We start from the raw sequence: 19,072 nt of genomic DNA on the forward strand, positions 1-19,072 counted from the left end.
GTCAGCGCAAGGCAGGCGGCAGCGGCTTGAACTTGGCGCAGTATATCTTCGCCCTGCGGTCGGCATACACGATGCGGCTGCCGGGCTTGGCTTCCCGCACCGGGTAGCGCGAACTGTCAATTTTCGCATACCGCAGCCCATCCTGGGCAATGATGGCTTCTTCCAGCTTTTCCGGCGTGCTTTCAACCACCGCGCCGACGAACACCATGGGCCAGCTGTCGTCGCTGACGATCACTTCCACGATCTCGGCGCCCCACAGCCGCGCGTCCTGGGTGCGGAACCACCAAGCGCCGCCTTCGCGCTTGTAGGGCGGCCCGAAGAACTTGACCATGTAGTCGTAGTAAAAACGGTTGCTGGTTTCGTCGCGGCACAGCAGGCCGCTGCCGATGACCGTGCCAAAGGTGGTGGGCGGCGCGGCCTGCGCGGCCGAAGCGGCCAGCAGCAGGCTCAACACCAGTGCGCGCAGCGCGGACGGTGGGGTGTAAGACGACATTGCTAGATTTTGGACATCCAGGCGCGGTTGGCGCTGATCTTGGCCTTGGCAGCGGCCGGCAAGGCGTCGTAGCAGCCCGGATATTGCTTGAGCGCGCTCTCCCGCACCTCCTTCTGCAAGCCGTTAATCAGGAAAACATAGAGGATGCCGCCTTCACTCGTTTTCTTGGTCCCTATGTATTTGATCATGCTCTTTCTCCTTCCCGGCTTGGCATTCGCTCCGCCGGCGTCGCTCTGCAGCCATTATGACAGCTATAAGCGTGGCCATCAGCAATTGAGTGGCTATGCCGCTACACAACTTTACGGACTGAAACGGCAAAAGCTGTAGGGTGGTGATTATTGCCAGCAACAAAATTGTGCATTGCGATTATGCGTCTTTTTCTGCCCAATCCCGCTGTATACAATGGCAAGTATCGATGAGGAAACACCCCATCACCACACTTCCACAAGGAGCAAGACCATGAAATCGCTGAAACTGATCGCCGCCCTGACCGTTCTGGCCACTTCCTCGGCATTCGCATCCGACGCCCCCAAAGCCGAAGCTGAAGCCGCCGCCCGCCCTGCGCCCGTGCTGCTGGCCAGCGCCGCCACCCCGGCCGCCGCCGCCGCCGTGCCTGCCGCGCTGGCGAAAAAGGATGCCGTCCGCTCGCGCGCCGAAGTCCAGCGCGAAGCCGCCGAAGCGGTGCGTACCTATGAAAACACGCTATCCAAGGACCTGAGCTTCTACACCAAATAAGCCGCCCCGGGCCCGCCTCGCGGCCGGTTGTGGCCCGATCGCGGGCCGCATGCATTTCAGCGCCGCTATTTTGCAGTTGATCCCGCGAATTTGCGCTTTCGTCCCTTTCCGCCCACCGCCGCGCGCTTTTTATCTTATTGTTCACACACTTCCCCGCCCCTCCGGGCAAAAACTACAGTGAAAACAATATGAATAAGCTGATCAAACAAACAGCCCTGGTTACCGCCCTCGCCCTGGGAGGCGCCATCGCCCTGCCCGGCCACGCGGACACGCCCGCCGCCAACGCGCATGTCACCGAGTCGCGCCCCGTGGCGGCCTTTACGGCCATCGAACTGGCCGGCCCCTACAACGTGGAAATCAAGGACGACGGCGGCCGCGCCGTGGAAGTGCGCGGCACCCGCAAGCAGCTGGACGGCCTGGAAACCGTAGTCGAGAACGGCACGCTGATCGTGCGCCCCGTCAAGCGCAACGGCTTCTCCTTCCACTTTGGCAAAAGCATGGAACCGCCCACCGTGCGCATCAGCGCGGCCGGCCTGAAAAGCCTGACCGCCTCCGGCAGCGGCGACGTGCGCGCCGACCAGCTCAAAGGCACGCAGTTCGCCCTGACCGCCAGCGGTTCCGGCGACGTGGACGCCAGCGGCGCCGTGGGCAGCCTGGTGGTGCGCTCCGGCGGCAGCGGCGACCTGGACATGCGCCACCTGAAAACCGGCAGCATGAATCTGCAGATGAGCGGTTCCGGCGACGTGCAGGCCGGCGCCATCAGCCTGGACCTGAACGCCGAACTGAGTGGTTCCGGCGACCTGGAAGCGCAGGAACTGCACACCAACACCGTCAACGCGCTGATGCGCAGCTCCGGCAGCGTGACGCTGGGCGGCAGCAGCAAGGAAATCCGCGCCGAAATCTCCGGCTCCGGCGACCTGGAAGCCTGCGGCTTGTCGGTGGAGAACGCCAGCGCCATGCTGCGCAGCTCCGGCAACGCCTGCATCGCAGGCAATATCAAGAAATTCGACGCCGAAGTGCATGGCTCCGGCGACCTGAGCGCGCGCGGACTGGCCAGCAACAATGTGCGCGTGATCCTGGACAGCTCGGGCAATGTGGAACTGTCCGGCAGCAGCAACACGCTGAGCGCGGAAGTGAACGGCTCCGGCGACCTGGACGCCAAAGGCCTGGTGGTGGCGCGCGCCGTCACCCGCAACCGCGGCCCCGGCAATATCTACCTGAAAAAAGTCAACGACACGCTGGACGCGGAAGTGCGCGGCTCCGGCGAACTGAAAACCACCACCGAATGCCGCGACGTGAAAGTGACCATGAGCGGTCCCGGCCAGGTCCATCTGGACGGCAACACGGCCAACCTGAACGCCCGCCTGACCGGCTCCGGCAACCTGCAGGCGCGCGGCCTGGTGGCCAAGCAGGCCGACGTGGTGGTGCGCGGCCCGGGCAGCGCCTGGGTCAATGTGCAGGGCAAGCTGAACGCAGAAGGCAAACCCTCCAGCGCGGACGGCGCCCGCATGGTGATGATAGACCGCAGCGGCGTCCGCCCCAGCCGCGACAATTAACGGTGGTGGCGGGCCTGCGGGTCCGCCCAGCCCGACTTACCCGAACGCCCGGCCCAGAGCCGGGCGTTCTGCATTTGGCCGTGCGGCGGGTTACGGCTTGCTCCTAAGCCGCCAAAATTGGCATTATTCAAGACCACATTCCCCGTCCGCGTCACAAAATAACTCTGCGTTATAAAACAATAACTTAGGCCGCAATTGTCGGCTTGGAAAGCAAGTCCACTTCACTCAAATACAATACCAGTTAAATACCTGTTGACAAGCTGGTTGGCCGACCATATAGTGCCCCACAGCTCCTCACACAGACATGAACATGATCGAATTTCTAATCGGCGTCGACGGCGGCGGCAGCGGTACCAGGGTGCGTTTAATGCGCAGCAACGGCGCCGCGCTGGGCGAAGGCGACAGCGGCCCTTCCGGCCTGCTGCACGGCATCAAGAACGCCTGGTCCTCGGTGGAGGATGCGGCCGGCAAAGCCTTCAAGGCCAGCGGCCTGGACTACCCGGCGCGCGAGCGCATCGCCATCGGCCTCGGCCTGGCCGGCGTGCACAACCGCCAGTGGGCCGCCAACTTCGTGGCCGCCAATCCCGGCTACGCGGCGGTGGCGCTGGAAACCGACGCCTACACCACCGTGCTGGGCGCCCACCAGGGCCAGCCCGGCGCCATCATCGCGCTCGGCACCGGCAGCGTGGGCGAGATCCTGCTGGCCGACGGCAGCCGCAAGGAAGTGGGCGGCTGGGGCTTCCCGGCCGGCGACGAAGCCGGCGGCGCCTGGATAGGACTGCGCGCCATCAACCATATCCAGCAAGTGATAGACGGCCGCGCCGAAGGCGGCGCCTTCGCGGCGTCCGTCATCAACGCCTGCGGCGGCGAACGCAACGCCATCCAGGTCTGGCTGGCCAACGCCACGCAGACGCATTACGCGCACCTGGCCCGCATCGTGCTCCAGCATGCGGACACGGACGAAGTGGCGCGCGCCATCCTGCTCGAAGCGGGCCGCCAGGTGGCCCTGATCGCGCAGGCGCTGGACGCCGGCGGCAAGCTGCCGATCGCCCTGTGCGGCGGGCTGGGCGAGCCGCTGCGCAGCTACCTGCCGTCCGAGCTGCTGCGCCGCATCGTCGCGCCGCGGGGCGATTCCGCAGCCGGCGCGCTGCGGCTGATCCAGCAGCACCTGCAGCAAAACCAACCTCAATCCTGAACAGGGAGCAGCCGTGTTAGACCAGTTGAGCGACTTCAGGCCGGACCACGAAAGCGACACGCCGCTGTACATGCAGCTGGCGAACAAGCTGTCCGACGGCATCGCCAGCGGCGACTGGCGCGCCAACGAAGCCCTGCCGTCCGAGCGCGTGCTGTCCGACATGCTGGACATCTCGCGGGTCACGGCGCGCAAGGCCATCGACATGCTGTGCGACCGCGGCATGCTGACCCGCAAGCGCGGCTCCGGCACCTACATCACCCCCAAGCTGGAACAGCCGCTGTCGCGCCTGACCAGCTTCTCCGAGGAGCTGCGCCAGCGCGGCTTCACGGCCGGCTCGCGCTGGCTGCAGCGCGAGATCGGCGTGGCCGCGCCGCTGGAACTGCTGTCGCTGGGGCTGTCGCCCAACATGCCGGTGGCGCGCCTCAAGCGCCTGCGCACGGCGGACGACGTGGTGATGGCGATAGAAACCACCACCATCCCGGCCGCCTACATGCCCAACCCGCACAGCGTGACCGGTTCGCTGTACGGCTTTTTGGAAGCCAACGGCACGGTGCCGATGCGCGCGCTGCAGCACATCCGCGCGGTCAACGCCACCACGGAACAAGCCAAGCTGGCCAATATCCAGCCTGGTGTCGCCATGCTGCACATTACACGCGTGAGTTATTTGGAAAACGGCGCAGCGGTGGAGCTTACGCACTCCTACTGCCGCAGCGATTATTATGAATTTGTAGCGGAGTCGCGCAGATGAGCGATGTAACGATCCAAGGCAATATCCTGACCCCGGCCGGCTGGCTGAGCGGCGCAATCTCCTTCGGCGAACGCATCGCCGGCATACAAGGCGCAGCGGCCGACCCGCAACTGAACGGCGACGATTACATTATCCCCGGCTTTATCGACCTGCACGTGCATGGCGGCGCCGGCAAGGACGTGATGGAAGGCGGCGACGCGGTGCACGCCATCGCCCGCATCCATGCGCGGCACGGCACCACCAGCATGCTCGCCACCACCATGACCGCGCCGCCGGAAGACATCGACCTGGCGCTGACGGCCATCGGCAAAGCCGTGCGCCAGCGCGGCAAGAACGAAGCGCGCGTGCTGGGCGCCCACCTCGAAGGCCCCTACATCAACTCCGGCAAGCTCGGTGCGCAGCCCAATTTCGCGCGCGCCGCCACGCTGGCCGAAGTGCAGCGCCTGGAGACGATGGCGCCGCTGCGCGTGATCACCGTCGCGCCGGAAATCGCCGGCCACCTCGGCCTGGTGCGCGAACTGGCCGACGAAGGCATGCGCGTGCAGATCGGCCACACGCTGGGCTCCTACGAAGACGGCGTGGCCGCCCTCGAGCACGGCGCGGCCGGCTTCACCCACCTGTTCAACGCCATGAGCGGCCTGCACCACCGCGAGCCCGGCATGGTGGGCGCCGCGCTGGCGCACGCCGAATACGCCGAACTGATACCGGACCTGCTGCACGTGCATCCGGGCGCCATCAAGACCGCGCTGCGCGCCATCCCGCGCCTGTACTGCGTGACCGACTCCACCGCCGCCACCGGCATGCCGGACGGCGAATACATGCTGGGCCGGCACACCGTGCACAAGTGCATGGGCGGCGTGCGCCTGCCCGACGGCACGCTGGCCGGCAGCACCCTCACACTGGACCAGGCGCTGCGCAACCTGGTCGGACTCGGACTGGACCTGGCGGACGCCTCGGCCCGCGTCTCAACCCATGCTGCCGACTACCTCGGCCTGCAAGAACGCGGCCGCCTGGTGGCTGGCGCGTATGCCGATCTGGTGGTGCTGGATCGGGATCTCAAACTCAAAGCCGTATATATCGAAGGAGAACGTTGTGACCTCAATGATGCTTAAAGAAGCCCTGTCCGCCGCAGAATGCGTCGCGCTGCAACTGGCGAACGACGCTGACCGCTACGCGGAGCTGGGACGCAAATTGAGGAGCACGCCCTTCTCGACCGCACTGACCGTGGCGCGCGGCAGCTCCGACCACGCCTGCAACTACATCGCCTACCTGATCATGGCGCGCCTGGGCCGCGTGGTGGCCTCGCTGCCGATGTCGCTGGTGACGCTGCACAAATCGCCGCTGATCACGCGCGACACGCTGACCATCGCCGTATCGCAGTCCGGCCAGAGCCCGGACGTGGTCGAGCCTATCCGCTACTTCCGCGACGGCGGCGCCACCACCGTGGCGCTGGTGAACGACATAGCCTCCCCCTTGGCGGAAGCGGCCGAATGGTCCATGCCGCTGCGCGCAGGCAAAGAACAAAGCGTGGCAGCCACCAAGAGCTTCATCACCTCGCTGGTCGCCGGCGCGCGCCTGGTGGCCCAATGGCAGAACGACCCCGAGCTGCTGGCCGGCCTGCAGGCACTGCCCGAATCGCTGCTGAAGGCCACCGAAGCCGACTGGTCGCCTGCCCTCGAAGTGCTGGCCCCGGCCAAGAACATCATGGTGGTGGGACGCGGCATCAGCTTCCCGGTGGCGCTGGAATCCGCGCTCAAATTCAAGGAAACCTCGGCGCTGCAAGCCGAAGCGTTCAGCGGCGCCGAGATCAAGCACGGCCCGATGGCGCTGATCGAAGAAGGCTACCCGCTGCTGATCTTCGCCACGCGCGGCCCGACGCAAGCAGGCCTGCTGGCCCTGGCCGACGAAATGCGCGGCCGCGGCGCCCGCGTGCTGCTGGCAGCACCGGACGACGTCGCCCAGCGCGACCTGACCCTGCCGGTTGCCGCCACGCCGGACCTGGACCCCATCGTCGCCATCCAGGCCTTCTACGTGATGGCAGCCAAGCTGTCCGCCGCGCGCGGCCTGGACCCGGACCGTCCGCGCCACCTCAGCAAAGTCACCAAGACCAACTAAACACTGGCGGGTTACGGCTGCGCCTAACCCACCCTACGCCTCGCCCGGTTTCGCGGAGCATCGTAGGGCGGGTTAGCGCTGAAAGCGCGTAACCCGCCGCCCCTGGACCATCGATGAAAATCAAATTACTGCTGACAGCATTGATGGCCCTGGGCGCGGCAACGCTGGCGGCGGCTGTGCCGCCGATCCAGAAAATCGAATTCTGGACCTTCAGCATGAAGCCCAAATTCACGCCCTACTTCGAAGGCCTGGCGCGCAGCTATGAAGCAACGCACCCCGGCATCAAGATCGAATGGGTAGACTTCCCCTGGGACATTATCCAGACCAAGCTGGTGACGCGCATCGTGGCCGGCACGCCGCCCGCGCTGGTCAACCTGAACGTGCCGTGGGCCGACGAATTCGCGCGTGACGGCCTGCTCACGCCGGTGGACGAACTGCTGCAAGGCGCGCGCCACCGCTACCTCGCCAGCACGCTGGAAGACCTCACCTTCGGCGGCAAGACCTACGGCTTCCCGATGTACAGCAACGTCGCCGTCATCAGCTACAACACCGACATCTTCAAGGCCGCAGGACTGACGCGCGCCCCGAACAGCCTGGACGAACAGCTGGCCTTCGCGCGCCAGATCGCGCAGCGCACCGGCAAGGCCGGACTGTGCCCCGCGCTGTCCAAGATCGACGGCCTGATGATGCAGCAAGGCCTGGCCGTCATCAAAGACGGCCGCGCCGCCTTCAACTCGCCGGCGCACGTGGCGCTGGTGGCCAAGCTGGCGGCAACGTACAAGGCAGGCGGCCTGCTGAAAGACAGCCTGTTCGCCGAAGACAATTTCCCCGCCGCGATTGACGCCTACAAAGGCGGCCGCCTCGGCATGCTGCTCGCGCCGCCCACGGCGGTGAAGCGCATCGAGACCGATGCAAAAGACATCTACGCCAAGACCGGCGTGGCTCCCGCGCCGCTGGGACCGACCGGCATTGCCGACGGCGGCTGGCTGGTGCACTTCGCCGTGCCTGCCGGCGTGGACAAAAAACTGCTGCCGCAGATAGGCGAGTTCGCCCGCTACCTGACCAACGACGCGAACCAGCTCGCGTTCGCCAGGCTGGCCAGCGTCTACCCCGCCGCCGCCGAAGCGGCGCGCGACCCGTTCTTCCTGGCCGTGCCGCCCAAGGCCGGCGCCGCCGAAAAAGCCGTCAGCGCCGGTGCCGTCTCGATGCCGCACTCGCACACGCTCTACGTCTCCGGCGTGACCGACTACGACGAACTGCGCCGCTCGCTGGTGAAAGCCGTCGAAGCCGGCGTCACCGGCCGCCAGGACATCCAGCAAGCCCTCGACGCCGCCGCCGCCATCTGGAACAAAAAGCTCTCGCGCCAAAGCAAGCTGAGCCGCATTTCCCCCATCCGGGGTCAGACCCCAAGCGAAAAAAATGCGGCTCAGCTCGTTTCCGCGCAGAACGCAAAAAATGGCCCTGCGCGGCTTGCCGCAGCGACAGTTTTACCCGCGACGGCAGCGGCTTCACTCTGGGACGCAGACGAGCTGAGCCGCATTGCGCGCGCGTGGGGTCTGACCCCGGAGGTAAAAAATGCGGCTCAGGCTGCTTCGGTGGGGCAACAGTTTTGAGCGCGCGGCGGACAACTTTGGCGGCGTGGCTGTTCCTGGCGCCGGCGCTGGTTTTGCTGGCGGCGTTTTCGTTCTGGCCGGTGGGCTTCGGCTCTTATCTGGCCTTTACCGATTACAGCCTGATCCGCCCGACGTCGTGGGTGGGGCTGGATAATTTCCGCTATATCTTCGATAACGAGATGTTCGTCACCGGCCTGAAAAACTCGCTGGTGTTCCTGCTCATGGTGCCCTTCGTGCAGGTCGGCGCGCTCGGCCTGGCGGTGCTGGTCAACAACCGCCTGCCCGGCATCCGCCTCTTCCGGGCGGCCTTCTATGTCCCCGTCGTGACCACCGTGTCCGTGGTCGGCATCATGTGGGGCTTTATGTTCCATGAGCAGGGCGCGCTCAATTATGTGCTGATGGCGCTGCGCTTCGTGGATGCCCCCATCGGCTGGCTGTCGAACGATACCCTGGCCCTGTTCTGCATCATGTTCGTCACCCTGTGGCGCGGCCTGGGCTGGTATATGGTGATGTACCTGGCCGCCTTGCAGGCCGTCCCGGCCGAGATGCAGGAGGCCGCCATCCTCGACGGCGCGAACCGCTGGCAGCGCTTCTGGAAAATCACCGTGCCCATGCTGCGCCCCACCATCATGGTCTGCACCATCCTGTCCGTGCTGGCCGCGCTGAAGGCTTACCAGGAGGTGGACGTGCTCACGCAAGGCGGCCCGATGAACTCCACCTTCACCGCGCTGTACTACTCCTATGACCAGGGCCTGAAGCACCTGAAGCTGCCGCGCGCGCTAGCCGCGAGCTTCGTGGTCTCCGTCTTCTGCGTCGGCATCGCCATGCTGTGCCTGCGCTACCTGAAACCGGGGCGGAAATGAAGACCCGCACCGTCCTGCACTACGCCGTGCTGTGCGCCATCGCGCTGGTGTGCGTGTTCCCCTTCTGGTGGACAGTGGTGACGGCCTTGTCCACCGAGGGTAATATCTTCGCCTTCCCGCCCACCTTCTGGCCCAAGTCTCCTTCGCTGGAGAACTTCGAGGAGGCCTTCCGCGTCATCCCCTTCCTGGCCTTTTTCAAGAACTCGGTCCTGATCGCGGCCTTCACGGTGTTCTGGAAACTGGCGCTGTGCTCCATGGCGGCCTATCCGCTGGCCCGCATGCACTTCAAGGGCCGCCGCCTGGTGTTCGGCCTGATCCTGGCCACGCTGGTGCTGCCGTCCGAGGTGAACTTCCTGGTCAACTTCATCACCGTCACGAAACTGAGCCTGGTCGATACCTACGCCGGCGTGATCCTGCCCAACGTCGTGACGGCGGTCGCCATCCTGCTGCTCAAGCAGGCCTTCGAGGAGGTGCCGCAGGACCTGATCGACGCGGCCCGCGTGGATGGCGCCTCCGAGTGGATCATCTTCACCCGCATCATGCTGCCGCTGATCGCGCCCTGGCTGGCCACGGTCGGCATCCTGACGGCGGTGGAGGCATGGAATGAATACATCTGGCCATCCATCGTGATGAGCAAGCCTGACGAGTTTCCGCTGTCGGTGGGCGTGCTGTATTTGCGCGGCACCTTCGGCAGCAGCACCCGCGTGATCGCCGCTGGCACGGTGCTCACCATCCTGCCCACGCTGGCAGCCTTCCTTTTCACTCAACGATATTTCATGCGCGGCATGGACGGAGCAGTCAAATGAATCACCAGGAATTACGCAAAATCGCCGGTCAACTGATTATGATCCGCTTCCCCGGCACCGTGCTGGATGCGGACACCGCTGACTTCATCCGCACCAACAGCATACGCGGCGTGTGCCTGTTCCGCGGGAACATGACCGACTCCGTCCAACTGGCCAAGCTCACCGCCGACCTGCGCGCCGTGATGGGCCCGGACGCGCTGATCGCCATCGACCAGGAAGGCGGCGCCGTGGTGCGCTCGACCTGGGTGCCGGCGCCGCCTGCGGCCATGGGCCTGGGCGCGGCCGACGATACCGACCTGGCCTACCGCACCGGCGCCGCCGTGGCGCGCGCGGTCAAGTCGCTGGGTTTCAACTGGAACTTCGCGCCGGTGCTGGACCTGAACAACAATCCGCACAACCCGGTGATCGCAGAGCGTTCCTTCGGCGCCGAGCCGCAGCGCGCCGCCGAACTGGCCATGGCCTGGATGGCGGGCAGCCATGCCGAAGGCGTGGCCTGCTGCGTGAAGCACTTCCCCGGCCACGGCGACACCCACGTCGATTCGCACCGCGACCTGCCCACCGTGGACAAGCCCTTGTCCGTGCTGGAGAACTTCGAGTTCAAGCCCTTCCAGCTGGCCGCCCCGCTGGCGCCGGCGATGATGACGGCGCACATCGTCTACCCGTCCATCGACGCCGATAATCCGGCCACCATGTCGCCCGCCATCCTGGACGGCCTGCTGCGCAAGCAGTGGAACTACCGTGGCGTGATCATCACCGACGGCATGGACATGCACGCCATCGCCGGCCGCTACGGCGTGGGCAACGCCGCCGTGCGCGCGCTGGTGGCAGGCGCGGACATGGTGATGGCCCTGGGCACCCCGGAAACGCAGGATGAAACGCTGGACGCCATCGCCGCCGCGCTGGCCGACGGCTCGCTGCCGCAGTCCGCCGTGGACGAGCGCCTGGCGCGCCTGGCAGCGCTGGCGCAAGCCTATCCCTGCGCGCCGCGCGCCTACACGGAAGACGCGGCCGACCGCGTGGTGATGGCCGAGGGCTGGCGCCGCAGCCTGAGCGCGCGCGGCAATCCGCAGCGCCCGGCCGCCGGCGACAAGGTGCGCCTGGTGGCGCGCCAGGACGTGGTCAGCGACGGCGTGTCCGAGGCGGGCGTGCCGGCCGCCGTGGTGGCCGCCACGCTGGGCAAGCTGTACGACGTGGAACTGGTCACCTATTCCGACGCCGACGTCTTCGACTGGTCCGCGCTGCCGCAGGACGGCCGCTACACCATGCTGGCCTCGACTTCGCGCCTGCGCTACGGCGCCCGGCCGCGCGCGACCTGGAAGCCGGACCTGCACCTGGCGCTGTGGAATCCCTACCAGGCGCTCGACATCGACGCGCCTGCGCTGATGACCTACGGCTTTGCCGCGCCCGCGCTGGAAGCGGTCAATGCCTGGCTGTCCGGCGAGCTGGAAGCGCAGGGCCGCTGCCCGGTGCCCGGCTTCGAGTAAGGCAGGCTTGGCGGCTTACGCGCGCTCTGCGCGCTAACCCGCCCTACGATAGGACCGATAACCGCGACCGTAGGGCGGGTTAGGCCATAGGCCGTAACCCGCCGTGCCGGCGCCGGAATAACAACGACAGGACGACACAACCATGGAAAAACCCGCCATCCGCAGCCCGCTAGCCTGGGTCCCCACGCTGTATTTCGCGCAGGGCCTGCCCTTCTTCGCCGTCGCGCTGATCGCCAGCCTGATGCTGAAGTCCATGGGCGTGCCGAACGACGACATCGCGCACTGGACCGCCTACATCGGCTTCGCCTGGGTGTTCAAGCCGCTGTGGAGTCCCTTCCTGGAACTGGCCAGCAGCAAGAAGATCATCGTGGTCGGCTTCCAGCTGGCCGGCGGCGTGTGCCTGGGACTGGTGGCGCTGGCGCTGCAGCTGCCGTTCTGGCTGTCCGCCTGCGTGGCGGTGCTGGCCCTGGTGGCGATCTGCTCGGCCACCCACGACATCGCCTGCGACGGCCTGTACATCGCCAGCCTGAGCGAAAAGCAGCAGGCCGAATACGCCGGCTGGACCGGCACCTTCTTCAACGCCGGCCGCTTCATCTCGCTGGGCGGCCTGGTGATCCTGGCCGGCTACCTGGAAAAATCGCAGGGCGTGGTGCCCGCCTGGACCATCATCTTCTGCATCCTGGCCGCCACCATGATCGCGCTCGGCCTGTACCACAGCTGGGCGCTGCCGCCGGCGAAGAACGTCGTCGCGCCGGACACCACGGCGGCCGGCATCGCCAGCACGCTGAAGGACGTCATCATCGACTACGTCAGCAAGCCGGGCATCTGGGTCTCCATCCTGTTCATCATCCTGTTCCGCGCCGGCGAGGCGCAGATCCAGACCATAGGCCCGCTGTTCCTGCGCGAAGCGCGCAACCTCGGCGGCCTGGGGCTGAGCACCTCCGAAGTGGGCGCCGTGTACGGCACCACCGGCACCATCGCCTTTATCGTCGGCTCCATCGCGGGCGGCTACTTCACCTCCTGGCTCAGCCTCAAGCGCGCCATCCTGTGGCTGATTTTGGCGGTCAACCTGCCCAATGTGGCGTTCTATTTCCTGTCCACCTACCAGCCCACCGACCTCACCGTGATCGGCGTGGCGCTGAGCGCCGAAATGTTCGGCTACGGCTTCGGCTTCGTCGGCATCATCCTGTACATGATGCAGGTGGTCGCGCCGGGCAAATACCAGACCGCGCACTACGCCTTCTCCACCGGCGTGATGCAGCTCGGCTTTGTGCTGTTCAAGTACGTGAGCGGCACCATCCAGCTGGCGCTCGGCTACCAGAAGTTCTTTATCTGGGTGCTGCTCTCGGCCATCCCTGTGGCGGTGCTGTCGCAGCTGATACCGATGGTCTCGCGCGCGAGCAAGGCCGAACCGTCGGCGCCGGCGCAAGAGCCGGCAACCGCGAGCTAAGCCCATGTCCAGTGTCAGCCTGAAAGGCGTCGTCAAGCACTACGACGCCAAGCAGCCCGTCATCCACGGCGTGGACCTGGACATCGCCGACGGCGAGTTCGTGGTCTTCGTCGGGCCGTCCGGCTGCGGCAAGTCCACCCTGCTGCGCATGATCGCGGGCCTGGAAAGCATCAGCGGCGGCGAGCTGCGCATCGGCGAGCGCGTGGCCAACGAGGTGGCGCCGGCCGAACGCGGCATCGCCATGGTGTTCCAGTCCTATGCGCTGTATCCGCACATGACGGTGTACGAGAACATGGCCTTCGCCCTCAAGCTGGCTGGCCACAAGCCGGCCGAGGTGCAGCAGATGGTGGAGCGCGCCGCCGCCATCCTGCAGCTCACGCCCCTGCTCAAGCGCAAGCCGAAGGAGCTGTCCGGCGGCCAGCGCCAGCGCGTGGCGATAGGCCGCGCCATCGTCCGCAAGCCGCAGGTGTTCCTGTTCGACGAGCCGCTGTCCAACCTGGACGCCAGCCTGCGCGTGCAGATGCGGGTGGAGATCAGCCGCCTGCACCAGGAGCTGAAAACCACCATGATCTACGTGACGCACGACCAGGTGGAAGCGATGACGCTGGGCCAGCGCATCGTGGTGTTCAACGGCGGGCGCATCGAACAGGTGGGCACGCCGCTGGAGCTGTACAACAGCCCGGCCAATCTGTTCGTGGCGGGCTTCCTCGGCTCGCCGAAGATGAACTTCATCCCCGGCGAGGTGCTGGCGGCCGCGCCGCATTACGTGGCGGTGCAGCTGGCCGGCGGCGCCATCGTGGAAGTGGCGGCGCAAGGCTGCGGCGGCGCGGCGGGCGACGCCCAGCGCGGCGACGCGGTCACCATCGGCATCCGCGCCGAGCACGTGGCGCTGCGCCGGGCCGCCGTGCTGGAAGACCAGCTGCTGCCGCCGGAGGACAACCTGGTGGACGCCGCCGTGGGCCACGTCGAAAACCTGGGCGACCTGTCCATCGTCTACGCGGCCCTGCCGGGCGTGGCGGACATGGCGGCCGTCAAGCAGCCCGCCGACGGCATGCAAGCCGCGCCCGGCGCTGCGGTGCGCCTGCATCTGCCGGCCGCGCGCTGCATGCTGTTCAACACGGAAGGCCTGGCCTATCCCCGCGCCGTGTAACAGCGGTTACAATTCACGCACTTTTGAAACCCGGCGCCTATCCCGATTTATGGGAGAATACGCGTTTGTCTCTATTTAGATTGAAGGATTATCCATGTCCAAGTTTCGTTTCGCACGTACCAGCCTGATCGTGGCCGCACTCGGCCTGAACTTCGCACCGGCCCTGGTGGCCGGCGTGCACGCCGCCGAGAAGGCCGCGCCCGCACCGGAAGCACCGAAGCCCGACACCGTGCGTCCTGAACTGTTCAAACTGATGGACCCGGCCCAGATCAAGGAGCTGATGACCGCCAAGAATTACGCCGAAGTCCAGAACCGCATCACCCAGGCCGAAGCGCTGCCCAACCTGACCCCATACGAAGTGTTCGTGCTGAACCGCATGAAAGTGTCGCTGGGTTCGGTCACCGCCAACAACGCCATGACCATCCAGGGCCTGGAAGCGGTACTGGCCTCGGGCAAGCTGCCGGCAGCCGACCAGGGCGACTTCATCCAGGCGCTGGGCAATCTGTACTACAACGGCAAGGACTATCCGAAAGCCATCGCCACCTTTAACAAGTACGCCGAAGTCACCGGCGACAGCGCCAAGCTGCGTCCTTACGTGCTGCGCGCCTACTACTTCAACAACGACTTCGCCACCGCCAAGGCCGAACTGCTGAAGGACCTGGAAGCCAACACCAAGGCCGGCAAAGCGCCGTCGCTGGAAGAACTGCAGCTGCTGGCCAACACCGGCGCCAAGTCCAAGGACACCGCCACCTACCTGGTCGCCGTCGAGAAGCTGGTGCAGTACTACCCGACCGACGACTACTGGATCGACCTGCTGAGCCGCACCCAGGGCAAATCGACCTACTCGACCCGCTTCGCGCTGGACATCTACCGCCTGGAAAAAGCGGCAGTGTCGAAGATGTCGCAGGAAGACTATATGGAAATGGCTGAACTGGCGCTGCTGGCCGGCCAGCCGATCGAAGCGAAGAAAGCCATGGACGCAGGCTACGCCGTCGGCGTACTGGGCGTGGGCGGCAACGCGGACAAGCACAAGAAAATCAAGGCGCAAGCCGACAAGCAGGCTGCGGACGACGTGAAAAACATCGCCAGCGGCGAAGCCTCGGCCAAGAAATCGAAAGACGGCACCGGCCTGGTCAACCTGGGCTACGCCTACGTCACGCTGGAACAGTTCGACAAAGGTATCGACCTGATCCAGCAAGGCATCGCCAAGGGCGGCCTGAAAAACGCCGACGACGCCAAGCTGCGCCTGGGCTACTCCTACGCCATGGCCGGTAAGAAAGAAGACGCCATCAAAGTACTGGAAACCGTGCAAGGCGCCGATGGCCGCGCCGACCTGGCCCGCTACTGGATCCTGTGGGTCAACCGTCCAGCCGCTGGCGCAGCTGCAGCAGCCGCCGCCAAATAACTAAGTTGTTCCACCGCTAAATGGGGTCAGGGTTAATTATTTGATTAACCCTGACCCCTTTTTTTATCTGTCAATGCCACGCCTCCTCAGTCTCGACGCTTTCCGCGGCTTCGTCATCCTGGCCATGATCTGGGTGAACTATATCGCCGGCATGCCGGGCATTCCGTATTGGCTGGAGCATTCCAGCGCCAGGGCCGACGGCATTACCTTGCCGGACCTGGTGTTTCCGGCTTTCCTGTTTATCGTGGGGATTGCCATTCCGCTGGCGCTGAACCGGGAGCAAGGCCGCTTCAGTGCGGCGCTGATGGGACGCTTGCTATGGCGCGCGGGCAGCCTGATGGTGGCGGGCGTGGTGCTCGCCAACGCTTACCGCTACGACGCCTCCGCAGCCCTGCTGCCGCGCGCCGTGTACTTTATGCTGTTTTACGCGGCCATGATTTTGCTGTGGCGCCAGTCCGCACAGCGCGGCGCGGCCTTCTGGGCCGGGCTGGCGCTGATGCTGCTCCTGCTGGTGTCGTTCCGGGGTGAGCTGAACGCCGAGTTCAGCAGCGTCCACCTGCAGCATACGTGGTGGGGCATCCTGGGGATGATAGGCTGGGCTTATCTGCTGTGCAGCGTGGTCTATGTGACCGTGGACGGCAAGCCGCCGCTGCTGATGGCGGCCCTGGTGCTGCTGATCGTGCTGTACCTCGCCGGGACCTCCGGCATGCTGCCGCTGCCGCAGGCGTTGAATGATTTCGTCAATGTGCCGCAGGTGCTGGGCTCCACGTCGGCCAATGTGCTGGCGGGGACGCTGGTGGGAACGCTGTTCCTGCGCCGCGCACCGCAGGCCGCTGCTGGCGCTGTCCCGGCGGAGCTGCCGCCAGCCGCGCTTCATCGCCGCCGTATCGTGCTGATGGCAGCTTTCGCTATAGCGCTGTTCGGCGCGGGCATGCTGCTGCGCCCTCTGCACGGCATCAACAAGATCCAGGCGACCGAGGCGTACACGCTGGTGTGCTCTGGCCTGGTGCTGGCCCTGTTCCTGCTGTTCTATGTGCTGATCGACGTGCTGCAATGGCGCGCGTGGAGCGCGCTGCTGATGCCCGCCGGCGCGAACGCGCTGTTTGCCTATATCGCGCCGGACCTGTGGGAACAACTTGCGGCGCTGCTGCACTTGCCGCGCTTCTGGTGGCCTTTCCTGGCATCGGGCGGCGTTCCCGGTTTGCTGAACGCCGCCGCGATGAGCATGGCCATGATGGGACTGACCGTACTGGCCAACCGCGCCGGCCTGCGCCTCAAGTTCTGAACTAGACCTTGACGTAGATCCTGCGGCGGTCCATCACGTAGCCCACCGCCCAGCAGGCCAGCATGAAGCTCACCGCGAACAGCAGCGACGCCACTTTGGGCGGCGCCAGGGACTGAAAGGTGTGCGCATAGAGCCAGTCGTAGCCGTTGCCCTTGCCCGCCCGCGTCTTCACCAGGACCACCACCGCCAGCTCGGACAGCAGGTAGATGAACAGGGTGTTCTTGCCGAACACTTCGAAGAAGTAGGTCCAGCCACGCCGGCCGCGCATCTCGATCACGTAGATCAGCAGCGGCAGCATCAGCAGGTCCAGGCCTATCGTGAAGAGCACGTAGGAACTGGTCCACAGCTTCTTGTTGATCGGGAAGGCCAGGTCCCAGCACAGCGCCGCGCCCACGCACACCACGCCCGCCATCATGAGCCTGGCCAGCGTTTCGTAGCTGGCGCCCTTGGCCAATATCAGCCTGCCCGCGAAGTAGCCCGCGATGACGTTGACGGTGGCCGGGATGGTGCCCAGCATGCCTTCGGGATCGAACGGCAGGCCTTCGCCGTGGTACAGGTGGCGTTCGCCCAGCAGCCACAGGTCGAATCTGGCGGGCGCGTTGCCGGTGAGCGTGTAGTCGCCGCACAGCGCCAGCACCAGCCAGTAGCCAGGCAGCGCCAGCACGCTGTAGGCCAGCGCGCCCTTCTCTTTCCAGAAATGCAGGATCAGCGTGGCCAGTCCGAAGCACAGGGCGATGCGCTGCAGCACGCCGGGGATGCGCGTGCCGGACAGCGGGATCAGGCCCCAGTTGCCTGCGCCGTCCACCGCCACGAAGGGGAACCAGAACAACAGGAAGCCGAGCAGGAAGATAATGGCGCTGCGCTTGCCCACCTTGGCCAGCACGGCGCCGTTGCCCATCTGCGCGTACTTGGGCAGCGCGAAGCTGAGCGCGTTGCCGACCACGAACAGGAAGGTGGGGAAGACCCAGTCGGTGGGCGTGAAGCCATGCCACTGGGCGTGCAGCAGCGGCGCGAAGACGGTGTTCCAATCGCCCGGCGTGTTCACGATAATCATCAGCGCGACGGTCAGGCCGCGCAGCACGTCGAGCGACAGGTAGCGGTTCGCAGCTGCGCTCACTTGCCGGCCTCCAGCGCGCGGGCATAGGCTCCGGGCGGCACGCCGGGCATGCCGCTGCAGGCGGCGTCCGCGCCCTTCACTTCGCTGCGGCAAGGCGTGTCGCGGTCCACGGACCAGAAATGCAGCCCGGCCAGTTTCAGCTTGCGCGCGCCGCGCGCCATCGCGTCCATGTCGGCCATGGTGAAGACGTTTTCCACCACGTCGTTCACGCCTATCATGGCGGTCAGTTCGATCTGGCTGTACGGCAGCTTGTACTTCTCATGCACGTTGCGCGCAGCCTGCAGCGCCGAGGCGCCCATGTCGCAGCGGCCCTTGCGCACCACGCACACGTTCTTCGCGGCGGGGCCGTAGTCCATTACCATGATGTTCAGCGCGTAGTCTTTCAGCCCGCTGCGGCGCACGGCGTCCAGCACGGTCTCCGCCATCTCGTTCAGGCTGCGGCGGCTGCCGTCCGACGCCGCATGTGTGGCGACGGTGAAGCTGAAGCGCAGCTGCGGGCGCCGCGCCTGGGCCGCCGCAATGCGCCGCACCAGCGAGTCCACTTGCTCCCTGGTCTGTCCCGCTTCGATATCGAAATCAATGCCGATCAGCTGCGGCGATTCGTAGCGCTTGATGAAACGCTCCATGCCCTCGTCACTGCCGCAGGTGAACACATTGCCCTGCCCGCCGGTGGAAATGATGTAGCCCACGCCGGCCGCTGCGAAAGCCGGCACGTTCGCATCCGCCACCGCCTGCGCCGGCTGCCCGCCCCAGTTCTCCTCGCCGCATTCGCCACTGGCGAAGGCCCAGGTCAGCGTCTGCTTGCTGTGGCCGAGGTAGGGCACGCGCTTGCCGTCCGGCGCCACGGTGATGACGTTGCTGGCGGGGTCGTTGTGCATCGCCAGGTGTTTGTAAGGGCTGTAGACCACGCGCGGCGAAGGCGAAGCCGCTTGCGCAGAACCGAGCACTGCGCACGCCAGCAGCGCCGTTTTAATCAGAAAATGCATTCCCGCTCCAATAAGAAAAAAGGCAGGGCCTCCGAAGAAGCCCTGCCCTGTATTGCGTCAGACTTCAGCCG

General features: G+C 65.8%; 18 protein-coding genes. 14 read left to right on the top strand and 4 right to left on the bottom strand.

The window, feature by feature from the left end:
- Window position 1: 1 nt before the first annotated feature.
- Both GTP77_RS12235 and GTP77_RS12240 read right to left on the bottom strand, forming a co-directional pair.
- On the bottom strand, window positions 2-493 hold the full coding sequence (locus GTP77_RS12235; RefSeq protein WP_161072439.1) for a hypothetical protein: 492 nt from the start codon (window positions 491-493) through the stop codon (window positions 2-4).
- Window positions 494-495: 2 nt separating this feature from the next.
- Window positions 496-681, bottom strand: coding sequence for a hypothetical protein (locus GTP77_RS12240; protein ID WP_161072440.1), 186 nt, complete (start codon window positions 679-681; stop codon window positions 496-498).
- A 271-nt stretch (window positions 682-952) separates the two neighbouring features.
- Here GTP77_RS12240 and GTP77_RS12245 point away from each other — a divergent pair, with 271 nt between their 5' ends.
- From GTP77_RS12245 to GTP77_RS12310, 14 genes are all read left to right on the top strand, one after another.
- Complete coding sequence (locus tag GTP77_RS12245) at window positions 953-1,228, top strand: hypothetical protein (RefSeq protein WP_161072441.1); 276 nt, start codon at window positions 953-955, stop codon at window positions 1,226-1,228.
- 188 nt (window positions 1,229-1,416) lie between these two features.
- Complete coding sequence (locus GTP77_RS12250) at window positions 1,417-2,784, top strand: GIN domain-containing protein (protein WP_161072442.1); 1,368 nt, start codon at window positions 1,417-1,419, stop codon at window positions 2,782-2,784.
- 310 nt (window positions 2,785-3,094) lie between these two features.
- Entirely contained in the window at window positions 3,095-3,979 is an 885-nt protein-coding gene (locus tag GTP77_RS12255; RefSeq protein WP_161072443.1) for a glucosamine kinase nucleotide-binding domain-containing protein, read from the top strand.
- 13 nt (window positions 3,980-3,992) lie between these two features.
- Window positions 3,993-4,727 (top strand): GntR family transcriptional regulator, encoded by a 735-nt coding sequence (locus GTP77_RS12260; RefSeq protein ID WP_161072444.1) that lies wholly within the window; start codon window positions 3,993-3,995, stop codon window positions 4,725-4,727.
- A complete protein-coding gene (gene nagA / locus GTP77_RS12265) occupies window positions 4,724-5,839 on the top strand; it encodes an N-acetylglucosamine-6-phosphate deacetylase (RefSeq protein WP_161072445.1) in 1,116 nt (371 codons plus the stop codon). Before GTP77_RS12260 ends, nagA begins: the two co-directional genes overlap by 4 nt.
- Window positions 5,829-6,842 (top strand): SIS domain-containing protein, encoded by a 1,014-nt coding sequence (locus GTP77_RS12270; protein WP_161072446.1) that lies wholly within the window; start codon window positions 5,829-5,831, stop codon window positions 6,840-6,842. Before nagA ends, GTP77_RS12270 begins: the two co-directional genes overlap by 11 nt.
- Window positions 6,843-6,955: 113 nt before the next feature.
- Entirely contained in the window at window positions 6,956-8,455 is a 1,500-nt protein-coding gene (locus GTP77_RS12275) for an ABC transporter substrate-binding protein (RefSeq protein ID WP_228895351.1), read from the top strand.
- Window positions 8,456-8,472: 17 nt separating this feature from the next.
- On the top strand, window positions 8,473-9,318 hold the full coding sequence (locus tag GTP77_RS12280; protein WP_229202167.1) for a carbohydrate ABC transporter permease: 846 nt from the start codon (window positions 8,473-8,475) through the stop codon (window positions 9,316-9,318).
- Window positions 9,315-10,124 (top strand): carbohydrate ABC transporter permease, encoded by an 810-nt coding sequence (locus tag GTP77_RS12285; RefSeq protein ID WP_161072448.1) that lies wholly within the window; start codon window positions 9,315-9,317, stop codon window positions 10,122-10,124. The genes GTP77_RS12280 and GTP77_RS12285 overlap by 4 nt, the downstream gene beginning before the upstream one ends.
- Window positions 10,121-11,608, top strand: coding sequence for a beta-N-acetylhexosaminidase (gene nagZ, locus GTP77_RS12290; RefSeq protein WP_161072449.1), 1,488 nt, complete (start codon window positions 10,121-10,123; stop codon window positions 11,606-11,608). The genes GTP77_RS12285 and nagZ overlap by 4 nt, the downstream gene beginning before the upstream one ends.
- A gap of 142 nt (window positions 11,609-11,750) precedes the next feature.
- The gene (locus GTP77_RS12295; protein ID WP_161072450.1) at window positions 11,751-13,058 is read left to right on the top strand and encodes an MFS transporter; all 1,308 of its coding nucleotides are present in this window, start codon (window positions 11,751-11,753) and stop codon (window positions 13,056-13,058) included.
- Between the two features lie 4 nt (window positions 13,059-13,062).
- The gene (locus tag GTP77_RS12300; RefSeq protein ID WP_161072451.1) at window positions 13,063-14,208 is read left to right on the top strand and encodes an ABC transporter ATP-binding protein; all 1,146 of its coding nucleotides are present in this window, start codon (window positions 13,063-13,065) and stop codon (window positions 14,206-14,208) included.
- A 94-nt stretch (window positions 14,209-14,302) separates the two neighbouring features.
- A complete protein-coding gene (locus GTP77_RS12305) occupies window positions 14,303-15,613 on the top strand; it encodes a tetratricopeptide repeat protein (protein WP_161072452.1) in 1,311 nt (436 codons plus the stop codon).
- Window positions 15,614-15,686: 73 nt separating this feature from the next.
- The gene (locus tag GTP77_RS12310; protein ID WP_161072453.1) at window positions 15,687-16,898 is read left to right on the top strand and encodes a DUF5009 domain-containing protein; all 1,212 of its coding nucleotides are present in this window, start codon (window positions 15,687-15,689) and stop codon (window positions 16,896-16,898) included.
- 1 nt (window position 16,899) lies between these two features.
- On the opposite strand, the gene GTP77_RS12315 is transcribed toward GTP77_RS12310, so the two are convergent.
- Both GTP77_RS12315 and GTP77_RS12320 read right to left on the bottom strand, forming a co-directional pair.
- Window positions 16,900-18,015: an acyltransferase family protein gene (locus GTP77_RS12315; protein ID WP_161072454.1), complete on the bottom strand. Its 1,116-nt coding sequence runs from the start codon at window positions 18,013-18,015 to the stop codon at window positions 16,900-16,902.
- Window positions 18,012-19,001, bottom strand: coding sequence for a glycoside hydrolase family 18 protein (locus tag GTP77_RS12320; RefSeq protein ID WP_161072455.1), 990 nt, complete (start codon window positions 18,999-19,001; stop codon window positions 18,012-18,014). The genes GTP77_RS12315 and GTP77_RS12320 overlap by 4 nt, the downstream gene beginning before the upstream one ends.
- Window positions 19,002-19,072: the final 71 nt, after the last annotated feature.

The organism is Pseudoduganella aquatica, from assembly GCF_009857595.1.
GTDB classification, from domain to species: Bacteria; Pseudomonadota; Gammaproteobacteria; order Burkholderiales; family Burkholderiaceae_D; genus Rugamonas; species Rugamonas aquatica_A.

Excerpts from the sequence above, each read along its gene's own strand:
- GTP77_RS12235 (WP_161072439.1), bottom strand. The coding sequence starts at position 493 with ATGTCGTCTTACACCCCACCGTCCGCGCTGCGCGCACTGGTGTTGAGC.
- GTP77_RS12240 (WP_161072440.1), bottom strand. The coding sequence starts at position 681 with ATGATCAAATACATAGGGACCAAGAAAACGAGTGAAGGCGGCATCCTC.
- GTP77_RS12245 (WP_161072441.1), top strand. The coding sequence starts at position 953 with ATGAAATCGCTGAAACTGATCGCCGCCCTGACCGTTCTGGCCACTTCC.
- GTP77_RS12250 (WP_161072442.1), top strand. The coding sequence starts at position 1,417 with ATGAATAAGCTGATCAAACAAACAGCCCTGGTTACCGCCCTCGCCCTG.
- GTP77_RS12255 (WP_161072443.1), top strand. The coding sequence starts at position 3,095 with ATGATCGAATTTCTAATCGGCGTCGACGGCGGCGGCAGCGGTACCAGG.
- nagA (WP_161072445.1), top strand. The coding sequence starts at position 4,724 with ATGAGCGATGTAACGATCCAAGGCAATATCCTGACCCCGGCCGGCTGG.
- GTP77_RS12270 (WP_161072446.1), top strand. The coding sequence starts at position 5,829 with ATGATGCTTAAAGAAGCCCTGTCCGCCGCAGAATGCGTCGCGCTGCAA.
- GTP77_RS12275 (WP_228895351.1), top strand. The coding sequence starts at position 6,956 with ATGAAAATCAAATTACTGCTGACAGCATTGATGGCCCTGGGCGCGGCA.
- GTP77_RS12285 (WP_161072448.1), top strand. The coding sequence starts at position 9,315 with ATGAAGACCCGCACCGTCCTGCACTACGCCGTGCTGTGCGCCATCGCG.
- nagZ (WP_161072449.1), top strand. The coding sequence starts at position 10,121 with ATGAATCACCAGGAATTACGCAAAATCGCCGGTCAACTGATTATGATC.
- GTP77_RS12295 (WP_161072450.1), top strand. The coding sequence starts at position 11,751 with ATGGAAAAACCCGCCATCCGCAGCCCGCTAGCCTGGGTCCCCACGCTG.
- GTP77_RS12300 (WP_161072451.1), top strand. The coding sequence starts at position 13,063 with ATGTCCAGTGTCAGCCTGAAAGGCGTCGTCAAGCACTACGACGCCAAG.
- GTP77_RS12305 (WP_161072452.1), top strand. The coding sequence starts at position 14,303 with ATGTCCAAGTTTCGTTTCGCACGTACCAGCCTGATCGTGGCCGCACTC.
- GTP77_RS12310 (WP_161072453.1), top strand. The coding sequence starts at position 15,687 with ATGCCACGCCTCCTCAGTCTCGACGCTTTCCGCGGCTTCGTCATCCTG.
- GTP77_RS12320 (WP_161072455.1), bottom strand. The coding sequence starts at position 19,001 with ATGCATTTTCTGATTAAAACGGCGCTGCTGGCGTGCGCAGTGCTCGGT.